Source organism: Embleya hyalina (genome assembly GCF_003967355.1).
In the GTDB taxonomy this organism is placed as follows: domain Bacteria; phylum Actinomycetota; class Actinomycetes; order Streptomycetales; family Streptomycetaceae; genus Embleya; species Embleya hyalina.
The window spans coordinates 183,846-199,342 of sequence record NZ_BIFH01000031.1; the positions used below are offsets into that span (position 1 = coordinate 183,846).

At 70.3% G+C, this 15,497-nt stretch carries 18 protein-coding genes, 1 tRNA gene and 5 pseudogenes; 11 read left to right on the plus strand and 13 right to left on the minus strand.

Features of this window, described 5'->3' with window-relative positions; translation table 11 throughout:
- Positions 1-316: 316 nt before the first annotated feature.
- From EMA17_RS34115 to EMA17_RS34135, 5 genes are all read right to left on the minus strand, one after another.
- Positions 317-676 (minus strand): hypothetical protein, encoded by a 360-nt coding sequence (locus tag EMA17_RS34115; protein ID WP_246127078.1) that lies wholly within the window; start codon positions 674-676, stop codon positions 317-319.
- A gap of 258 nt (positions 677-934) precedes the next feature.
- Positions 935-1,369 carry a DUF6283 family protein gene (locus tag EMA17_RS34120; RefSeq protein ID WP_281290566.1) on the minus strand — a complete coding sequence of 145 codons (435 nt, stop codon included), beginning with the start codon at positions 1,367-1,369 and terminating at the stop codon, positions 935-937.
- A gap of 634 nt (positions 1,370-2,003) precedes the next feature.
- Positions 2,004-2,648 carry a hypothetical protein gene (locus EMA17_RS34125; protein WP_126641035.1) on the minus strand — a complete coding sequence of 215 codons (645 nt, stop codon included), beginning with the start codon at positions 2,646-2,648 and terminating at the stop codon, positions 2,004-2,006.
- A gap of 188 nt (positions 2,649-2,836) precedes the next feature.
- Positions 2,837-3,070, minus strand: a complete 234-nt coding sequence (locus EMA17_RS34130) for a hypothetical protein (protein WP_126641036.1) — start codon at positions 3,068-3,070, stop codon at positions 2,837-2,839.
- A 19-nt stretch (positions 3,071-3,089) separates the two neighbouring features.
- Positions 3,090-3,167: transfer RNA gene (locus EMA17_RS34135), tRNA-Met, on the minus strand.
- A 291-nt stretch (positions 3,168-3,458) separates the two neighbouring features.
- Here EMA17_RS34135 and EMA17_RS34140 point away from each other — a divergent pair.
- From EMA17_RS34140 to EMA17_RS34150, 3 genes are all read left to right on the plus strand, one after another.
- Positions 3,459-3,926 (plus strand): hypothetical protein, encoded by a 468-nt coding sequence (locus EMA17_RS34140; RefSeq protein ID WP_126641037.1) that lies wholly within the window; start codon positions 3,459-3,461, stop codon positions 3,924-3,926.
- Positions 3,927-3,959: 33 nt separating this feature from the next.
- Positions 3,960-4,298: a hypothetical protein gene (locus tag EMA17_RS34145; RefSeq protein WP_126641038.1), complete on the plus strand. Its 339-nt coding sequence runs from the start codon at positions 3,960-3,962 to the stop codon at positions 4,296-4,298.
- A gap of 251 nt (positions 4,299-4,549) precedes the next feature.
- Positions 4,550-4,897 carry a hypothetical protein gene (locus tag EMA17_RS34150; RefSeq protein WP_126641039.1) on the plus strand — a complete coding sequence of 116 codons (348 nt, stop codon included), beginning with the start codon at positions 4,550-4,552 and terminating at the stop codon, positions 4,895-4,897.
- Positions 4,898-5,457: 560 nt separating this feature from the next.
- Here EMA17_RS34150 and EMA17_RS34155 read toward each other — a convergent pair.
- From EMA17_RS34155 to EMA17_RS34165, 3 genes and pseudogenes are all read right to left on the minus strand, one after another.
- A complete protein-coding gene (locus tag EMA17_RS34155) occupies positions 5,458-5,916 on the minus strand; it encodes a DUF4279 domain-containing protein (protein ID WP_126641040.1) in 459 nt (152 codons plus the stop codon).
- 120 nt (positions 5,917-6,036) lie between these two features.
- Positions 6,037-6,447 (minus strand): hypothetical protein, encoded by a 411-nt coding sequence (locus EMA17_RS34160; protein WP_246127080.1) that lies wholly within the window; start codon positions 6,445-6,447, stop codon positions 6,037-6,039.
- 38 nt (positions 6,448-6,485) lie between these two features.
- A pseudogene (locus EMA17_RS34165) lies at positions 6,486-6,946 on the minus strand (DUF2199 domain-containing protein).
- Between the two features lie 451 nt (positions 6,947-7,397).
- Here EMA17_RS34165 and EMA17_RS52105 point away from each other — a divergent pair.
- The 5 genes from EMA17_RS52105 (at position 7,398) to EMA17_RS54565 (ending at position 10,802) form a co-directional block, all read left to right on the plus strand.
- The gene (locus EMA17_RS52105) at positions 7,398-7,619 is read left to right on the plus strand and encodes a hypothetical protein (RefSeq protein WP_160161666.1); all 222 of its coding nucleotides are present in this window, start codon (positions 7,398-7,400) and stop codon (positions 7,617-7,619) included.
- 130 nt (positions 7,620-7,749) lie between these two features.
- Positions 7,750-8,064, plus strand: a complete 315-nt coding sequence (mihF, locus tag EMA17_RS34180; RefSeq protein ID WP_126641041.1) for an integration host factor, actinobacterial type — start codon at positions 7,750-7,752, stop codon at positions 8,062-8,064.
- Between the two features lie 699 nt (positions 8,065-8,763).
- On the plus strand, positions 8,764-9,720 hold the full coding sequence (locus EMA17_RS34185) for a DUF8094 domain-containing protein (protein ID WP_126641042.1): 957 nt from the start codon (positions 8,764-8,766) through the stop codon (positions 9,718-9,720).
- A 93-nt stretch (positions 9,721-9,813) separates the two neighbouring features.
- On the plus strand, positions 9,814-10,287 hold the full coding sequence (locus EMA17_RS34190; protein ID WP_126641043.1) for a hypothetical protein: 474 nt from the start codon (positions 9,814-9,816) through the stop codon (positions 10,285-10,287).
- Between the two features lie 299 nt (positions 10,288-10,586).
- On the plus strand, positions 10,587-10,802 hold the full coding sequence (locus tag EMA17_RS54565; protein WP_246127082.1) for a hypothetical protein: 216 nt from the start codon (positions 10,587-10,589) through the stop codon (positions 10,800-10,802).
- A gap of 19 nt (positions 10,803-10,821) precedes the next feature.
- On the opposite strand, the pseudogene EMA17_RS53445 reads toward EMA17_RS54565, so the two are convergent.
- The 3 genes and pseudogenes from EMA17_RS53445 to EMA17_RS34210 form a co-directional block, all read right to left on the minus strand.
- Positions 10,822-10,962: pseudogene (locus EMA17_RS53445) on the minus strand (IS21-like element helper ATPase IstB); the annotation flags it as partial.
- Positions 10,963-10,990: 28 nt separating this feature from the next.
- A pseudogene (locus EMA17_RS54570) lies at positions 10,991-11,185 on the minus strand (IS5/IS1182 family transposase); the annotation flags it as partial.
- A gap of 96 nt (positions 11,186-11,281) precedes the next feature.
- Positions 11,282-11,698, minus strand: coding sequence for a hypothetical protein (locus EMA17_RS34210; protein ID WP_126641083.1), 417 nt, complete (start codon positions 11,696-11,698; stop codon positions 11,282-11,284).
- Positions 11,699-11,885: 187 nt separating this feature from the next.
- Between EMA17_RS34210 and EMA17_RS56350 the strand changes: the two are divergent.
- A pseudogene (locus EMA17_RS56350) lies at positions 11,886-12,246 on the plus strand (ATP-binding protein); the annotation flags it as partial.
- Here EMA17_RS56350 and EMA17_RS34220 read toward each other — a convergent pair.
- Positions 12,243-12,764, minus strand: coding sequence for a hypothetical protein (locus tag EMA17_RS34220; RefSeq protein ID WP_126641084.1), 522 nt, complete (start codon positions 12,762-12,764; stop codon positions 12,243-12,245). The pseudogene EMA17_RS56350 and the gene EMA17_RS34220 sit on opposite strands and share 4 nt — an antisense overlap.
- A gap of 123 nt (positions 12,765-12,887) precedes the next feature.
- Entirely contained in the window at positions 12,888-13,073 is a 186-nt protein-coding gene (locus EMA17_RS34225) for a hypothetical protein (protein WP_126641044.1), read from the minus strand.
- A 667-nt stretch (positions 13,074-13,740) separates the two neighbouring features.
- Between EMA17_RS34225 and EMA17_RS34230 the strand changes: the two are divergent.
- Positions 13,741-14,726 (plus strand): annotated as a pseudogene (locus EMA17_RS34230) (IS5 family transposase).
- 226 nt (positions 14,727-14,952) lie between these two features.
- A complete protein-coding gene (locus tag EMA17_RS34235) occupies positions 14,953-15,474 on the plus strand; it encodes a S1 RNA-binding domain-containing protein (RefSeq protein WP_160161668.1) in 522 nt (173 codons plus the stop codon).
- The last annotated feature ends 23 nt before the right edge of the window (positions 15,475-15,497 follow it).

Genomic DNA, 15,497 nt, shown 5'->3' on the forward strand with positions numbered 1-15,497 from the left:
CGGCTCGATCTCCACAACTCCCCGCACACATCACGAGCGTCGCCTTCAATACCGAGGACGGAGTCGAGAACGGCTACGCCGACGTCGACTTCGTTCTGACCTGCCGCGACGGCCGCGACGCCGTCGTCGACACGCTCACCGACCACCTCCGGCACGTGTGGCGCGCCGGCGGCACATCCCCGCCGCCCCGCGCCGACGATTGAGCGCAGAGCACGACGGGTGAACCGGCCGCCGTCGGTGCCGCCAGGGAATACGTCCACCGAGCACCTCGACCGCGATTGTTCGCGGTCGTCCGCGACCGTCCGCACGGACCGGGTTAGCGCCGCCGCGGTCGCCAGGTCCGCTCGCGCGGCGGGTCGTCGGGGGACAGGGCGATCGCCTCGTCGGCGACGCGCGCCGCCAACACGACCAGCCAGGAGGCGTGTTCGGCCAGGAACCGCAACCGCAGCGCCAACGTGTCCCGCGCTTCGAGGTCGCCGTCACCGGCCCGCTCCAGAGCCATGTTCCCCAGGGTGATGCCGTTTGCGACCTCGGACATCTCGACCGCGCTCTCCCGTGCCCGGTGGCGCGGTCCCGTGCAGGTGCCGCCGGCTCCCTCCACCAGCGCCGCGGCCGCGGCCAGGCCGAACGCGGTGACGTGCGGCCCCGTGCCACGACCGGATCGGGATGCGCCCACGATCGGAGGATCGCGCCGAACGCACGGGTGCCGTCCGGTTCCTGCTCCAGGTTGTCCTCCAGGTCCCATGCAGTTCTCGGGGGCTCGTAGCGCGGGATCGACAGCGAACATCGACGGCACCGGCTCCCCGATCGACGTCGGCCCCATCGGCAGCGCCGGCCAAACCCCACGACGCGCCGGACCGGCAAAGACCTCGGGCAGCACTGTCGAGGAGGGCACCGGTCACCTGCCGATCGATCGGCATACCGCAGCCGACGCTCACGCCCGACCCGAATCGGGCTGTTCCTTCGAGAGCGCGGTTCGGGGCGGGCGTCGCGTCCGCGTGATCTTGTCGATCGCCGCGCGGGCCGCCGCGCCGGGGCGATCGATGTCCGCCAGGCCATGTGCCGCGGCTTCCGCGCCGGAGCCGAAGAGCGGCACCGGGGACGTGTACTCGATCGCCGCCCATCGGGTGTCGGCGTCGATGCGACCGTCGAGCAGGGCCAATCGCAGCGCCAGGAGGTCGTCACCGCCGTGGCAGCTCACCCACCCGGCACAGACGCGGGCGCCCGGCGCGTCGCGGTCGATCACGTGGCATTGCCACAGTGCCGCCAGCTGAGCGGGCGTCGGCGCATCGTTCGGGGGAAGCTTGGCGTACTGCTCGGGCGCCCAGATGCCCGAAGGCACGTCGCGCCGATACGGGCAGGTTCGCAGGGACGGGGCGCGGGTGGGCCGTGGGTGGGCGAGACGCCACGCCCGGTGTCGTCGGGGTGGGGGGTCGGGAGCCTGTACGAATGCGACATGTTTCGGCCGTTGTCCTCTGTGACGGGTGCGGGTGCGCCGATGCGAGCCGGGATCACGATGGCACGCGGCGTACGGTCGGGTTCCGCCGAGGAGCCGGCCGGGTCACGGCCTCGGATGGCAGCGCGTGGTCCACCAACCGGACGCCACCTCGATTCATGAGGTTTTCGTCGCGACGAGCGCGGTTGTCGCGACCTCCTGGGTACCCGGGGCACGGCCGCGGCCAATCGGGTGGGCGCGACAGCGTGTTGTGCGTGCGCACCGACAGCAATCGTGTCGCCCGTATCGACACTGTTCGTTTCCCCACCGGCAAGGGCATCCTGGTCCACGTCACGGTGTGGCCGCTCCCGGGCTGAGGGATGGTGCCGTCGGAGGTCCTCGCCCTCGGCGACGGCCCAGGGGTTCGGCGCATCCCGCGCCGTCGGCGGCGGCGTCGCGGCCCGGGTGATCTGCGGCGGCCCCGGGAGGCGCCTCGCCGGGATGGTCACGAAGTTCGGGCGCCGACATGCCGGGCCGGATGGGTGGGCGCGGGAGAGGCCGTCGCGGGTCACAGGCAGCTCCACGGGCGGTTGCCGTCTGCGCAGGTCGCGGGTGGTTGGGGGAACATCGGGGTGTGCGGCGGGGTGGGCTTCGGCCTGGTGCGTTCGGTCCGGTAGTGGATCGTCGCGGATGCGCGGACGACGAACGGGTGTTCGGTGTAGGCGTGTTGCCAACGCACGGGCTCGGCGTCCGGGCTGCTCCCGCTCCCTCCGAGCGGGCCGTATTGCTCGTCCGCGCCCGGCGGGGGCGTCGGGTCCGGGGGGCGCAGGTCCGGAACCGGTTGTGGCCGTGCCCAGGTCGCCGTGTCCGGCGTCAGCCCGAGCCTTCGTGCCTCGCGCTCGAACGCGGTCGTCGATGTCGTGGGATCGTCCGTACCGTAGAAGTGCACGACCGTGGACGTGCATGTCACGCCCGTCATGCCCGCCCGGGGTTTCATCCGGGGTGTGGTGTCGCGCCAGCACCGGTCGAAGACGAAACGCTCGAACCTCGCACCCGTAGGCCGGCCGAAGACCCGGAAAGGCGCCTCCACCTCGACCCGCGCACGCCGCTCCTCCGCGCGATGCCTCTCGTGCTCCTTCCTCTCGTCCGCCGCGAACTGCCGTTGGCACGCGTACAGCCCGCCGAGGAAGGTCACGACCGCCAGGGTGATCACGGCCAGGACGCAACAGGCAACCACCCATCGGCCGCGTATCGGGACGCGAAGACATGTGCCCATCGTGGCCCGCAACCGCCCCGGTATCGGCGGCCGTTGCGCACTCGCAACCCACCCCGCCACGACGCGGCAAGCCCCCGTCCCGGCGCGTGACGCACGGCCGGGCCCGGCGGCCACGCTCGAGACCGCTACCGACGACAACTCCATTGCAGGCCGACGGCGTTGGTACAGAGCCGATCGGGGCGATCCTCCGCCTCGGCGCTCTCGGTATCGAACCGGCCGGCACTCCGGTGCCCGCCGTTCGGGTCGAAGTCACCGGGATCGACAACGGTGCCCGGTTCCGGTCCGCATTCCACCGGCGTCTTCGACAAAGCCATCGCCCACTGACGACCCGAGTACACAAAAAGCAGGAGCCCGGCCACCGGCCGGGCTCCTGAACACTGGTAGCGGGGGCAGGATTCGAACCGTGCGACCTCTGGGTTATGAGCCCAGCGAGCTACCGAGCTGCTCCACCCCGCGTCGGTACGACCAGTCTACGGATTCCGAGCGGCGGGCGCGTCTCCTTTTCTCCGGGCGGCCCACTACCGGTGCCCGATCCCCGAGTTTGCCGGCCCGCTCCCACCTTCACGACTTCACCTTCGTCGCGACCGGCCGCACCGCCGAGCCGCCAGGGCGGCAAAACCAAAACCCAACCCTATGTCCAGTTGAAATGGACAGATTCTGTCTATCCTTACTAGACAATCGAGAGTGGGGGAACTAGCGTCCTACCCGCACCACACGTCACGGCCCCCCGACCCGAAGGCTCACTCCATGTCCATCGACACCCTGTTCGACCAGCCGGACATCGACCCGGAGCTCGAAACCCGCGAGTGGAAGCCCGTCCCCAGCTACCCCGCCACCGTCACGCGGACCGCGAGCGGATGGACCGCCACCATCGCCGATCTCCCCGACGGTCGAGCCGCCGTGGCCCAGGGCCGCACCTGGAAGGAGGCCGAGCACAACGCCTTCGAATGCGTCGCCGAACTGCTCGGTCCCGACGCCGAGATCTTCACCATCGTCGCGAACCCCGCCGACCCCGACGCCGCCACCGTCGTCAACGCCCTCTTCGACGCCCGCCTCGCCCTCGCCCACGCCGAACAAGCCGTTCGCGACGCCGCCCGGCACGCCGCCCGCACCCTCACCGACCAGGGCTGGAACACCCGCGACGCGGGCGCCGTCCTGCGTTTGTCCCACCAACGGATCTCACAACTCGCGCCCCGCACCCCACGCTCCGCGTAGCCACCCAGAGACTCGACATACTCCGCCGATGTCATGGCCTACTCGCTTGCCGACGGTTCTCCCGGTCGACCGTTCCTGCGATTGCGCTCGGCCGAGGAGCAGTTTCCCTTCGACGAGGACGGAGACGACCGCAACTCCTTCTTCGACCTTGACGAACTGCGCGACATCAGCGAACTCATGGCCCAATATGCGGGGAGCCTCGCCCACCTGGCGCTGCTGCAGCGCCGGATCATCGACCGGGAGGCGCAACACCCCTCCGGGCCCTCACGGTTGCGCCCCGACGGCCTATTGCCCGCGCCGATCGGCCCGTTCCGGGAACACGTCCGCGATGCGTTCGATATCCCCCCGAGCCACGGCACATCCTCGATGTAGGACCCACAGCGGCGGACGAGGGCACAGCCGCAGGCTCCGGCCGCTTCTCGAGGAGGACACCGACCCGGTGCGGTCCCGCCATGTGTGCGCTCACATCCTCCGACGCTTCGCGGGGGCGTCCGCCCGAAGTGGCCGGGTGGCGGATCGCGCCGCACGTGGGGGCTCGGCCGCGGGCGGCCGGGCCGGCGGCGTCATGTGAGTACTCGGCCGAGTATGTGTGCGGACGCCCCGGGGCGGGGCGAGCTCGTAGCGTGCTCGGCATGGAGAAGACGGTTTCGACGCCGCGCGGTGGTATTCACGGGTTCCTGGCCGCGCTGGCTGGGGTCGCGATGCTCGGGGTGTTCGTGGTGATGGCGATGGCGGATCTGATGGCGCTCTACGGTGTCGCGGACGGGTCGGGGGTCTGTGATGATGCCGCGTGTCGGGCCCGGTATCGAAGTGACTTCCGGTGGACGCTCGGGACCTGCGGGCTCAGCTTCGTGGTGACGCTCGTCGGGTTCGCGTCGGCCGCGTGCCTGCGGCGGTGGCGGTTCGCGATCGGGGTGCCGGTGCTGCTTTCGGGCCTGGCGCTTCAGCTTCCCGGGCTGGGGTTGACCTAGGGCCTGTCCGACAAAACGATCATGGTTGTGGTTCGCGGAGCCACAGGATCAGCGAGGCCAGGACGACACCTGCGGTCGGTACGTCCAACGAAAACCGGACCACACCGCAGGACTCCTGAGCGAGATCTGCCCGGACGCCCGCACGCGGCCGGACCCGGCCCCCAAGACCGTGGGCCGATTCATCCGCCGATCCCTCCACCTCGACAGCACGCTCGGCAAGGAAACCATCGACGCGCACCTCGACATGGCCATCCCGCCGTCCGCGAAATCCGTCGCGAGCTCGTCAGGAGACCCCAGCCCGCTGCGCCCGCCGCAGTGCACCGTCGCCCGCTTCACCGTCCGCGTCCCCGACCCGTCCGGAACCCGGATCGTGCCGTGGACCGACTTCTGCCACGACGCCGCGAATCCCGCGGACACGACCCGTTTGCAGCGGAGCCTGGAGGATTCTTCTGAGAGTGGAGGTGATCTCCCCCAGTCGCACTCATGCGGTGCCGTCTCGGGATGCGGGTCGAGGGGCTCCCGACGACACGTAGCCGTGGCCCCGGTTTGAAAAGGCGGGGTCAGTCGTCGCTGGGCGTCATGTCGTATTCGCCGACGTCCAGATCCGCGCCGGTTGCGGCGAGGAAGTCCACCACCGCGCGGTCCAGGCGCCGGCCGAAGAGGTTCGTGTCGTCCACCGAGCTGGAGGGCTTCTCGTCATGCCGGTTGAAGAAGCGTTCGACCTGGAGAATCGTGCCCCCGGGGCCTTCCTCGGTTGCGAGACGGGTTGTCAGATCGGTGAGCGCCTCCATGCGGGGTCGGAGCCTGCCGATGACCTGGTGGATCTGCTCGTCGACGGACAGGCCGGGCTCGCAGCAGCGAATCTTCCAGCAGTGACAGAACGGGGTGACGGGAGGTGAGGCTGTCAGGCTCCCCCGCACCGTGACCTCGTCCGGTTCCACGCCAAGCAGCCGGGTGATCTCGTCGGCGGTGGTGTCCACGCTGGCGATCGCAAAGTAGACGTACTGAGTCAACGACACCCGCAGAGATTACCGACGCAGGCCCACTGCCGCCTGAGTATTTCCTCGACTGCTGCCTGGCGTCGGGCGGGGATGTTGCAGGCTGCCAGTCCGGTTCGGGTCCGGGCACCAGCACGTCGGTCATGCCGTTCCTTCGCTCGTCCGCCGCAGAGTGTCGGCTGTGATGCCCGCTCCAGTGGTTTCGTCGGCCTTGCACCCGTCGTCAGCCGCCTCGCGTTCGGCTGCGAACTCGTCGAGGAGTTCATAGAGGACCTCGATCGCGTGCTTGTCGTCGTCGGGCGGCAGGTCCCAGTACGTGTCCCAGCCGTGCGGGAGCGCGATGTGCAGGACCTGGCCCGGCCAGGCGTGGTTGCAGTCGCGGCCTCGGCGGGCGATGAGCCACTCCGACCAGCCGGCGAGACCTTGTCCGCCGTGTCGGGCGGCGCTTTGGTCGTAGCCGTTCAGGAACGCGGTGATCGTGTGGAAGGAGGTCTTGCCCATGAACATTCCGGGGCGGTGGCCGACGCAGGCGAAGTACTCGCGTTCGCTCATCTCCTCGAGAGGCTTCGTCTGACCCTCGTTCGTGCCGGTCATGAGTTGCCGCCGGTGGGGTGCAGGATGCTTTCGGCGATTTCGCGCACGCGGTCCGGGGTGATGCCGGTGCGTTGCTCGACGGCGAGGGGGTGGTCGGTGGGTTCGAGTTCGATGAACGGGCGGTCGCCGACCGGGCGGCTGTGGACGTGCGTCTTCAGGTTGACCGTGCTCGGTGAGTAGAGCGGCAGATCGGTGCTCAGCCAGCCGAAGTACGGGGGCTCGGACTCGCGTCCCGGGGTGTCCCACAGGTCCGCCATGCGGGCGAAGCTCTCGCGGCTGAGGGAGGCCCAGACGCCCCAGGAGAACACCTCGTCGCTGCCGATCACCGGTATTTCGACCAGTCCTTTCACGAAGTAGTGCTGCCCGTTGATGACGCACTGGTCCGACGACAGCAGGCAGTCGGGGCGTCGGCGAAGCTCGGGTCCCAGACGTAGGGAGCTGCAGCCGAGTAGTTCATCGCCGGTTCGGCGTGGCGCTCGCCGCAGCACGAGCAGGTGAATCCCAGGTCAGTGGCCATGGGACGGAGCCTAAGGATCGCCTTCGCCCCTGATTCACGGTGGGCTCGCGGGTCGGCCGATGATCGGCATGCCCGGGTCCACCGGCTTCCGCACACATGCCTGGTCGATCTGTGTGATCTTGTTGTTGGCCCCGGCGAGGCTGACCTGGAGCCCCTCGATCTCACCGAGCCGGCCCTCCCGGTCGGCTTCGGCGATCCGGGCCGGCAGGTTGTCACGGATCTCCGGCAGCCGTGGTCGCTGGGCGGGGTCTGGCCGCAGGAGTGAGCATCTGACACATGCTTCTCTGAACCATCGCTCGGGTCCCGCCGAATCGCGAACCCCTGTGCGTCGGCGAACGCCGGTGTCGGAGGCGCTGGTTACGGTGTCGCCGTTCGCATCCTCGGGAGGATCATGCGTCGGTACCGGAAGCACGTCGTGCTCTACGTGTTCGTCGTCGTGGCGGCGTGGTCGGCGACGCGTGTGCTCGACGAGGGTTCGCCGGCCGCCCCCGCGGAGCGGCCGGCGGTCGCGGACTCCCCGACGTCGCCGCCCCCGAGCGCCTCCGACGTCGCGGCGATGTGTGCCCGGCCGGACGTGGCCTGTCTGGTGGCGACCGCCACGTCGGGGAAGTAGGACGGGGCGGACGCCTCGCGCCGAGTCGCGTGCGTGGCCGCGAGGTTCGGCGCGGACGGCCGTGCCGGGCGTCGTCGGTGGCATCGACCATGATGGGCCCGTTCCGGATGGACGACGTGAGGAGTACCCGATGGCCGTGCCGACGATCAGTCCCGAGGAGCGCAGCGCCGCGCTCGCCAAGGCCGCCGCCGTCCGCAGGGAACGAGCCGCGGTGAAGGCGGCGCTCAAGAGCGGTCGGCTGTCACTGGGCGAGGTGTTGGCCACCGACACCCTTGCCGTGGGCAAGATGCCGGTCCGGGCCCTGCTCGAATCCCTCCCGTCCATCGGGAAGGCACGCGCCGCCGAACTTCTCGTCGAGTTGGGGATCTCCGGGAACCGCCGAGTCTGCGGCCTGGGCGTCCAACAGCGCGAGCGGCTCCTGGAGCGCTTCGCGCCTCGGGCGTGACCTGCGGACGCGGGGTGCCGACGCCCCACTTCGACGGATCCGACGAACCCCTCGACGTCGACACCGACTACCTGCCACGCGCCCGCAACAAACGCCGGGGGCGCCCCTGGCCGTCCGCGAACGCGAACACACCGCCCGACGCGCCGGCCACCCCTCGTGGGCCGAGGCGATCAGGGCGACGGCCATGCTGCCCGCCGCCCGAGCGGCCCGGGAATTGGGCGGCTCGATCCGATCGATCCGACTCCGGCGTGCCCGACTCGTCCCTGGGCCCGGCGCGAACGCGCCCGGGCCGGAAGAGCGGAGAGGGCCTTCGAGCGCTCCGCAGCCCGCGATATCCCGTCCCGCGTGCCGAGCCCGATGATTCCGGCCGCCCGCGCGGTACGCCACGCCGGCCCCGCCGATGGGGAACCTGCGCGTGGCCGAGGCCGAGGCGCCGTGAGGGACACGCCGTGCGGGGTCGACGTTCCCCGACGGTTCGCGCTCTTGATCCGATGTGCCCCACCCCTGCGCCCGCCCCCTGGGGCCTGCGCGTCCGCGTGGTCGGGGGCGCGTGAGAGTGTGGATTCGTCGGTGACGGACGGGAGTTCGGGGGAACGGATGCACAGTCGGGCGAGACGAATGGGTGCGGCGGTGATCGCTCTGGCGTCGGTCGGGGCCGCGCCGGGGTGCTCCTCGGGGGGCGGGTCGGGCAAGCCGCCCGTGCCCAGCACGTCGGTCGTGGCGCCGGTACCCGATCCTGCGGTGATCTCCGAGGCCGAGGCCCGCGCGGTCCTGGAGCGCTACGACACCGAGAACAACACGGCGAACGCGACACTCGACGGCGACCGCCTCGCCGGGGTCGAGGGCGGCGAACTGCTGGAAGGCTCACCGGCGGGGTACCGCGCCGACCGGGCACGCCCGGACCGGGAACCGTACAAACCGTTCACCCACCTCGACCCGCAGTTCTGGATACCCCGGGCGAGCGGCCATCCCCGCACGTTCGTCGCCATTGCCGCCACCGGAGCCGACAGCGAGGACAAGGCCGTCGTCCACTTCGTCCAGGACACGCCCGGCGCGCCGTGGAAGGCCGTGTTCACCGCCCACGCCCGGGTGGGCGACCCACCGGCGACGGCGAGCGCGAGCCCCGAACGCCTGGCTCGTCCCACACTCGACGACGTCGCCCGCGACGCCTCCGGCTCCGCGCGCACCACGACCGCGGGCGACGCCGCGGCGGTGTGCGGGCGATACGCCGCCGCAATGTCGGTACCCGCCGGCCCCGGCGCGGTCGAGGCCCGCCTCGCGCCGGGCAGTCACACCACCGACCTGCGCAAGCGGATCGAGGACGACGCCCACCGGGACGAGCGGATGTCGCAGACCACCACCGTCACCGCCCGCCCCGTGGCCCGGCAGACGTTCCAGACCGCCACCGGCGACCGCCTGGTCCCCTGCGTCCTGGACAAGACGATCGAGGCCAAGGCCCTGATACCCCAGGCACACCTGACCGCCACCGCCCCCACGACCATCGCGTTCCTGGGCCGGAGCGGCCCCTTCACCACCGTCAAGGAAACCTTCCTCGCCAGCGTCCTGATCCGGGTCCCCACCGCACCCGACACGCCGGCCACCGTCCTCACCGGCGGACTGGCCCAATCACACCCCCTCGACGCCACCGGAACCTAAGACGCGAACCCGGACCGAGCCCGCGGGGCGGCCCTGTTCGATCCACACCGGCCGCCACGCCCGCGCCTCGGCCGAATCCGGAAGGACGACCCCGTGACGACGGACCCCGCCGGCTACGCCACCCCCTGGTATTTCGCCCCGGCTCCGGACCAACCGTGGGACGTCAGCGTCGAGCAGGTCATCGCCTCCCTCGAACAACGACCCGACGCCCGCTGGAGGGCCGGGGAGGGCTTTCGCGCAGAGCCCCTCCTCGAGGTGTGGTTCCCCATCGGGCCGTGGCTGTTCCAGGGCTCCTACACCCCGCGTCCGCCGTCGCTGGGCATCCGCATCTGCGACGCCCGCGCCGCCGCCCAGGCGTGGACCACCTGGTTCCTTCCACAACTCCCCGCACACGTGTCGAGCGTCGTCTTCAACACCGAGGACGGAGTCGAGAACGGCTACGCCGACGTCGACTTCGTCCTGGCCTGCCGCGACGGCCGCGACGTCGTCGTCGACACGCTCACCGACCACCTCCGGCACGTGTGGCGCGCCGGCGGCACATCCCCGCCGCCCCGCGCCGACGATTGAGCACAGGGCAGACGGGTGAGCCACCGCCGTCGGCGGCGCCGGGGAACACGTCCACCGAGTACCTCGACCGCGATTGTCCGCGACCGTCCGCGACCGCCCGCGACCCTCCCGAGCGCGCGCCGCGTGCTCCCGTGAGGGTTCCCCACCAGCGCTCGCAGTGCCGGGTCGGTGAGGCATGATCTCGAACATGGACGCATCGGAGCCGGGCCTGCTTTCGCGGCTGTGGGACGAGCACCTGCGCGCGTCGTTCCCCCCATGTTCGCGGCCGGGAGTTCGAGCACGAAGGCAGACTGTTCGACATGGTGCTGCTGGACGCGGACATCGCCGGTTGTGTCTCCTCGTCGCTTTCGGGCCCCCTTGACGAGCAGAGGCAAGGACTCCTGCTCGTGTGTCTCGCGGCCGTCGAGAAGGTCCTGCCGTCGATCGATGACGAGGCCGGCGCGATCGAGTACTACGAGCGTTTGCGGGAGATGGCCGCTTTGGCGGTCGGAATCGGGTACGCCGATGCCCGGTAGCCCTCCGGTGGGCGGTGGATCAGCCGAGAGTTTGCTGTTCGGCGTGGGTACGGGTGGCGGCGAGGCGGTAGGAGTCGGTGCCGGTCACGATGATGTTGCCGCCGAACGTGAGGCGGTCGACGACGGCCGCGCAGAGTCGGGGGTCGGTAAAGGTCTTGGTCCGGACAACTCCCAGGCTTTGCAGTTGTTGCCCGTTCGGCCATCGTGTGGTCGCGGGTGGGCATGAGGGCGTCGTTGACGTTCGGCACGGATTTCTTGCGGAACCGCTTGCGCTGCCACAGCGCCGGCGGTGGTCCGAGATGGTCGACGACGCGGTCGGCCGCAGACTTTGAGACGCCGAACAGCGGTGCGGGTCGGCGCAGTATCGGGTTTGTGCGCCGGTAGCCGGTAGGCGGTGGCCGGGCGTATCGGATCCTCCGGACTCGCCCGCCGGGGCTGGTCCGGGCAGGTCCAGCCGGCCGACCGACGGGCGACGCAACCTAAGGATCCGTGCGCAGGCCGAGAGCGCTGTGTTGCACGAGCCCGGCGGGAACATCGGTGCTCCCCGACCTCTTCCGGGTCGATTCCACCAACTTTTCACGGAGTTCTCGAGCGGGCTCTCCCAGAACGATCGCGCTGAGCACCAACTCCAGCATCAGGCAGTCGTACTCGTCGTCGTCACCGCGATAGCGCTCCGCGTCGCGTTCCACCACGGCCTCGGCGATCCGCCGGCCACCGCCGTCGCCTGGGGCAAAGGTTGCTTCGAAGACCCCGTTGCCCGTCCAACTGCGGTGCAGGAATACGACATCGCCCTCGGCGAAGACATCCCACTTCTCGTCCATGTCCCGGGAGCGGTAACCGAGCCGGATGCGTTCCCAATCCTCATCCGACCAGACTCGGCGCGGCAGGAGCGGCATCGGACGAGGGACAGAGATCGGCTGGACGCGGTCGGAAAACGAGGACCGGGTCACGCGTTCGTCAGCTGGCATGCCGAGATCCTATGGGTGCTGCCCATGGCAAGATCGCTCACTGTTGTTGCAATAGCTGCACCGTCACAAGCTTGGCAAACGCGTGCGATACTGCACTCATCCGTTGGTAACGGGCGGTGTCGGCAAGACACACGTCGCCCAGGCCCTGGGCCACCTCGCCGTCCGCCAGGGCGCGAACGTCCGCTTCACGAAGACCAGCCGGGTCCTGGCCGAGCTCGCCGGCGGCCACGCGGACCGCACCTGGGACAAGCGCATGCGCGAGCTGATCCGACCCGATGTCCTGATCCTGGACGACTTCGCTATGCACCGGCGATCGGGCTCCCAGCGACTGGTATCCCCTCTTCCCCAACCCTGTCGTCGCCGAGTCGCTGCTGGACCGGCTGATCAACACCAGCCACCAGGTGATCATGAACGGCCCCGGTTACCGGCCGAACAAGTGGCCCAAGAACCCCGTCGACAAGCCTCCGGCCGCCTAGCGATCCGGCTCGGAGACATTCCACTCCAGAGGCAAGTCCTCGCCGCAGAAGACGCAGACGAAGTCCTCCTCCCGCACGATGTTGCGCTCCCGGCAGGAGCGGCAGCGGCGGAAGACCACCTCGTGCGTGAAGCCGGACGGGCGAGCGATCCTGATTCGGTCCAGGGCCTCGGCCACGGCCGGCCATGAGATGACGTCCGGGCAGTAGCCGGTCGACTGGTTGCTGACCTCCTCGACCGCCCACCGCCCGGATTCCTCACGGAAGCTCATCTCACCGGCGCTCAGGACCCCTTCGCCGCCGGCACACACCACGTGCTCGCTGCGGCGCGGAGCCAGTCGCAGCACCCCGCCGGCATCGACGACGAACGTGAACGGCTCGGCCAACTCATCCGGGGTCAGCGCGGCGGCCCACTCGTCGAAGTCCGCTGACGATCGCATGCTCCGACCCTCACCACCCGCCCGGACGAGCTCCTTCAACTCAACCGGACCCACATACCGATACATCCGCCCCCGCGTCATCACGCGCACCAACCTAGCCCTCACACAGCCAGGACCTGGGGAATTACGTGACCACAGCCCTCGGGGAAATACGTCGGGTCCGGTGTCGGGCGGTGTGCCCGACGGTTCGCTGGATTGCCGTGGTCACTGTGGCGTCGGGGAGTTCCATGCGAGCCCGGGGGAGGGACTACCGGAGTAGTAGTAGATGTTGGATCGGTACACGGGTGTGTCGTTCGGGTCCGGGGCGAGGGGCCCGTCGTGGTCGGAACAGCCCGCCAGGAGGAACACGGCGGCTGCCACGGCCGGGGCGACCGTGCGCAATCGAATCATCCCGCGACGCTATCCGCCCGCGGGCGGCGTGCGCCGGGATATCGGCGCCCCCCGTCCTCGCGGACCTGCTTGGCGCCTGCTTTTGAATCCCTGCCCGATATCAGCGGTGATAGGTCGAGTCCGCGATCGGCCGAAGTGACGCCTCCGGCACGCTCGCCATCGTCGGGCGGAGCGGAACGTCAACCACGCCGCGTCCCGGCCCCGTTCACGTTGCGATGCGCGCGGCGCGGCGGCCACGGCCCCGGTCTTGCCGACACCGGGCACCCCGGTGACGCACAGCACGGCGGGTGTCGCGACCGCCTCCCGCAGGAGTCATTTCTTCAGACGGGCCACGCCCTCGGGGCACCAGCGGAACTCGTCGTCCCCCTCGCTCGAAGAGTCCGAGTGTCCTGCCGAGCCGGAGCATGGCGGCCTCGACGTCCTGCCACTCGGCCAATTGTTCGGAGAGGTTCATGCGCCGATACTGCCGGCAGCCGCGCCCGAGCCCCGGGGGCGGAGGGGGCGGGCGGCGAGCCGGCGAACCCGAGGCGAACACCTCGCCCGGACCCTGTGAGTTCGCGGGTCTCTTCGTGGGCCTGGGCCGTGGCCTTAGGGCCTGTTCTGAGTTCGGATCACGATCGGGTCATTCCGGCCTCGGCGTCCGGGGGAATGGGGTAGACCGGACGGCATGACCCGGGGTGATCTGTCGGATGGCGAGTGGGAGTTGGTCGAGCCGCACCTGCCGTTGGGGGTGTCCGGGCCGATTCCTGACCTGCGGAGCTACTTCAACGCGGTGATGTGGCGGTTCCGGACCAGCAGCCCGTGGCGGGACGTCCCGGATCGCTACGGTTCCTGGTCGACGGTCTACGACCGGTTCCGGATGTGGGCCCGCGCGGGGATCTTCCAGTCCGTGATGGACGCGATGATCGCGGAGGCCGCAGCCCGCGGCGACGTCGATCTCGGCCTGGTCGGCGTCGACTCGACCACCGCACGCGCGCACCAGCACGCGGCCGGGATGGCCGTGGACCCCGCGCTCCTGGACGACCTGACGAAAGCCGTGACCGAGGAAAAGGGGCTTCGCGAAAGGGACGAAACGACACCGCGCCGGAACCGACCGACCCCGAGCGGGAACGACGGCGGGCGGAACGCCGACGTCGCAAAGCCCGACTGAAGGCAGCCGGCCTGGGCCGATCCCGCGGCGGACTCACCGGCAAGGTCCACCTCGCCGCCGACCGGCGGTGCCGCCCGCTGTCCATCGTGCTGACGCCCGGGCAGGCCGCCGACAGCCCGCAGTTCGTCCCGGTCATGGACAAGATCAAGGTCCGAGGACCCGTCGGGCGCCCGCGCACCCGGCCGGACGCGGCGGCCGGCGACAAGGCGTACTCCTCTCGCGCCAACCGCGCCTACCTGCGCCGACGCGGCATCAAAGCGGTGATCCCGGAGAAGGCCGACCAGGCCGCCAACCGCAAACGCAAAGGCCGACACGGCGGCCGCCCGGTCAGCCACGACCCCGAGCTATACAAGCAGCGCAACACCGCCGAACGCTGCATCAACCGGATGAAGGACTGGCGCGGCATCGCCTTCCGGACCGACAAGACCCCGGACAGCTACCTCGCCGGACTCCACCTACGCGGCGCCATCCTCTGGCTCCGCAGCCTCCCCACACGACCGTGATCCGAACCCAGAACAGGCCCTAGGGGCTTGGCAACGAACACCCTCCCCCGGGCGTCGGCAGACCCGAGGCATCCGCCACGGGGACGACCGCAGCGCCATGCGTGAACCAGGGCCGAGCTCCGGCGCGGTGGGGCACGGGCCGGTGCCACCGGAACGCGGTGGGCGTCGATGGGTGGGGCTGCGACCCGGCCGTGGGTTGCCGTCCGAGTACGCGAGAATGCCCGGCATGGTGGGGAGCTCCGATCCGGATCACGCGAGGGTCGTCGCGGATCTTCGAGCGCGGTTTCCGAGCGGGCGCATCTGCTCCGGGGTGGTGCGGCGGGTCCTGCGTTCGGTGGCCTTCGTGCGGCTCGACGACGCCCGGGGCGTGATCAACACGCTGCATCTCACTTCCGGGTACGTCCGTGACTTCAACGACCGGCTGCGGGTGGGCCAGGTCGTCACGGCCGAGGTGATGTACGTCGACGAGGCGAACGCGGTGGTGTACCTGTCCACGAGGGCCCTGGAGGCGAACCCCGCCGCGCCGTTCTCCGGCCGGATCGGCCAGGTGGTGCCGGCGACGGTCGTCGCCGTCCCGCAGGGCGGGGTCGTCCTGCTCACCCTCTCGGACACCCTCGTGGCCCTCCTGGCGGTGACCGACGAGGAACGCGCGGGACTTCGCGAGGGCGACCGGGTCCGCGTCCGGATCCGCGAGGTCGACCTCGGGACCGAACCCGGAACGCATCGGGTGACCGTCACCTGGCCGTGAGCCCCGACGTCCGCGCGAGGGGC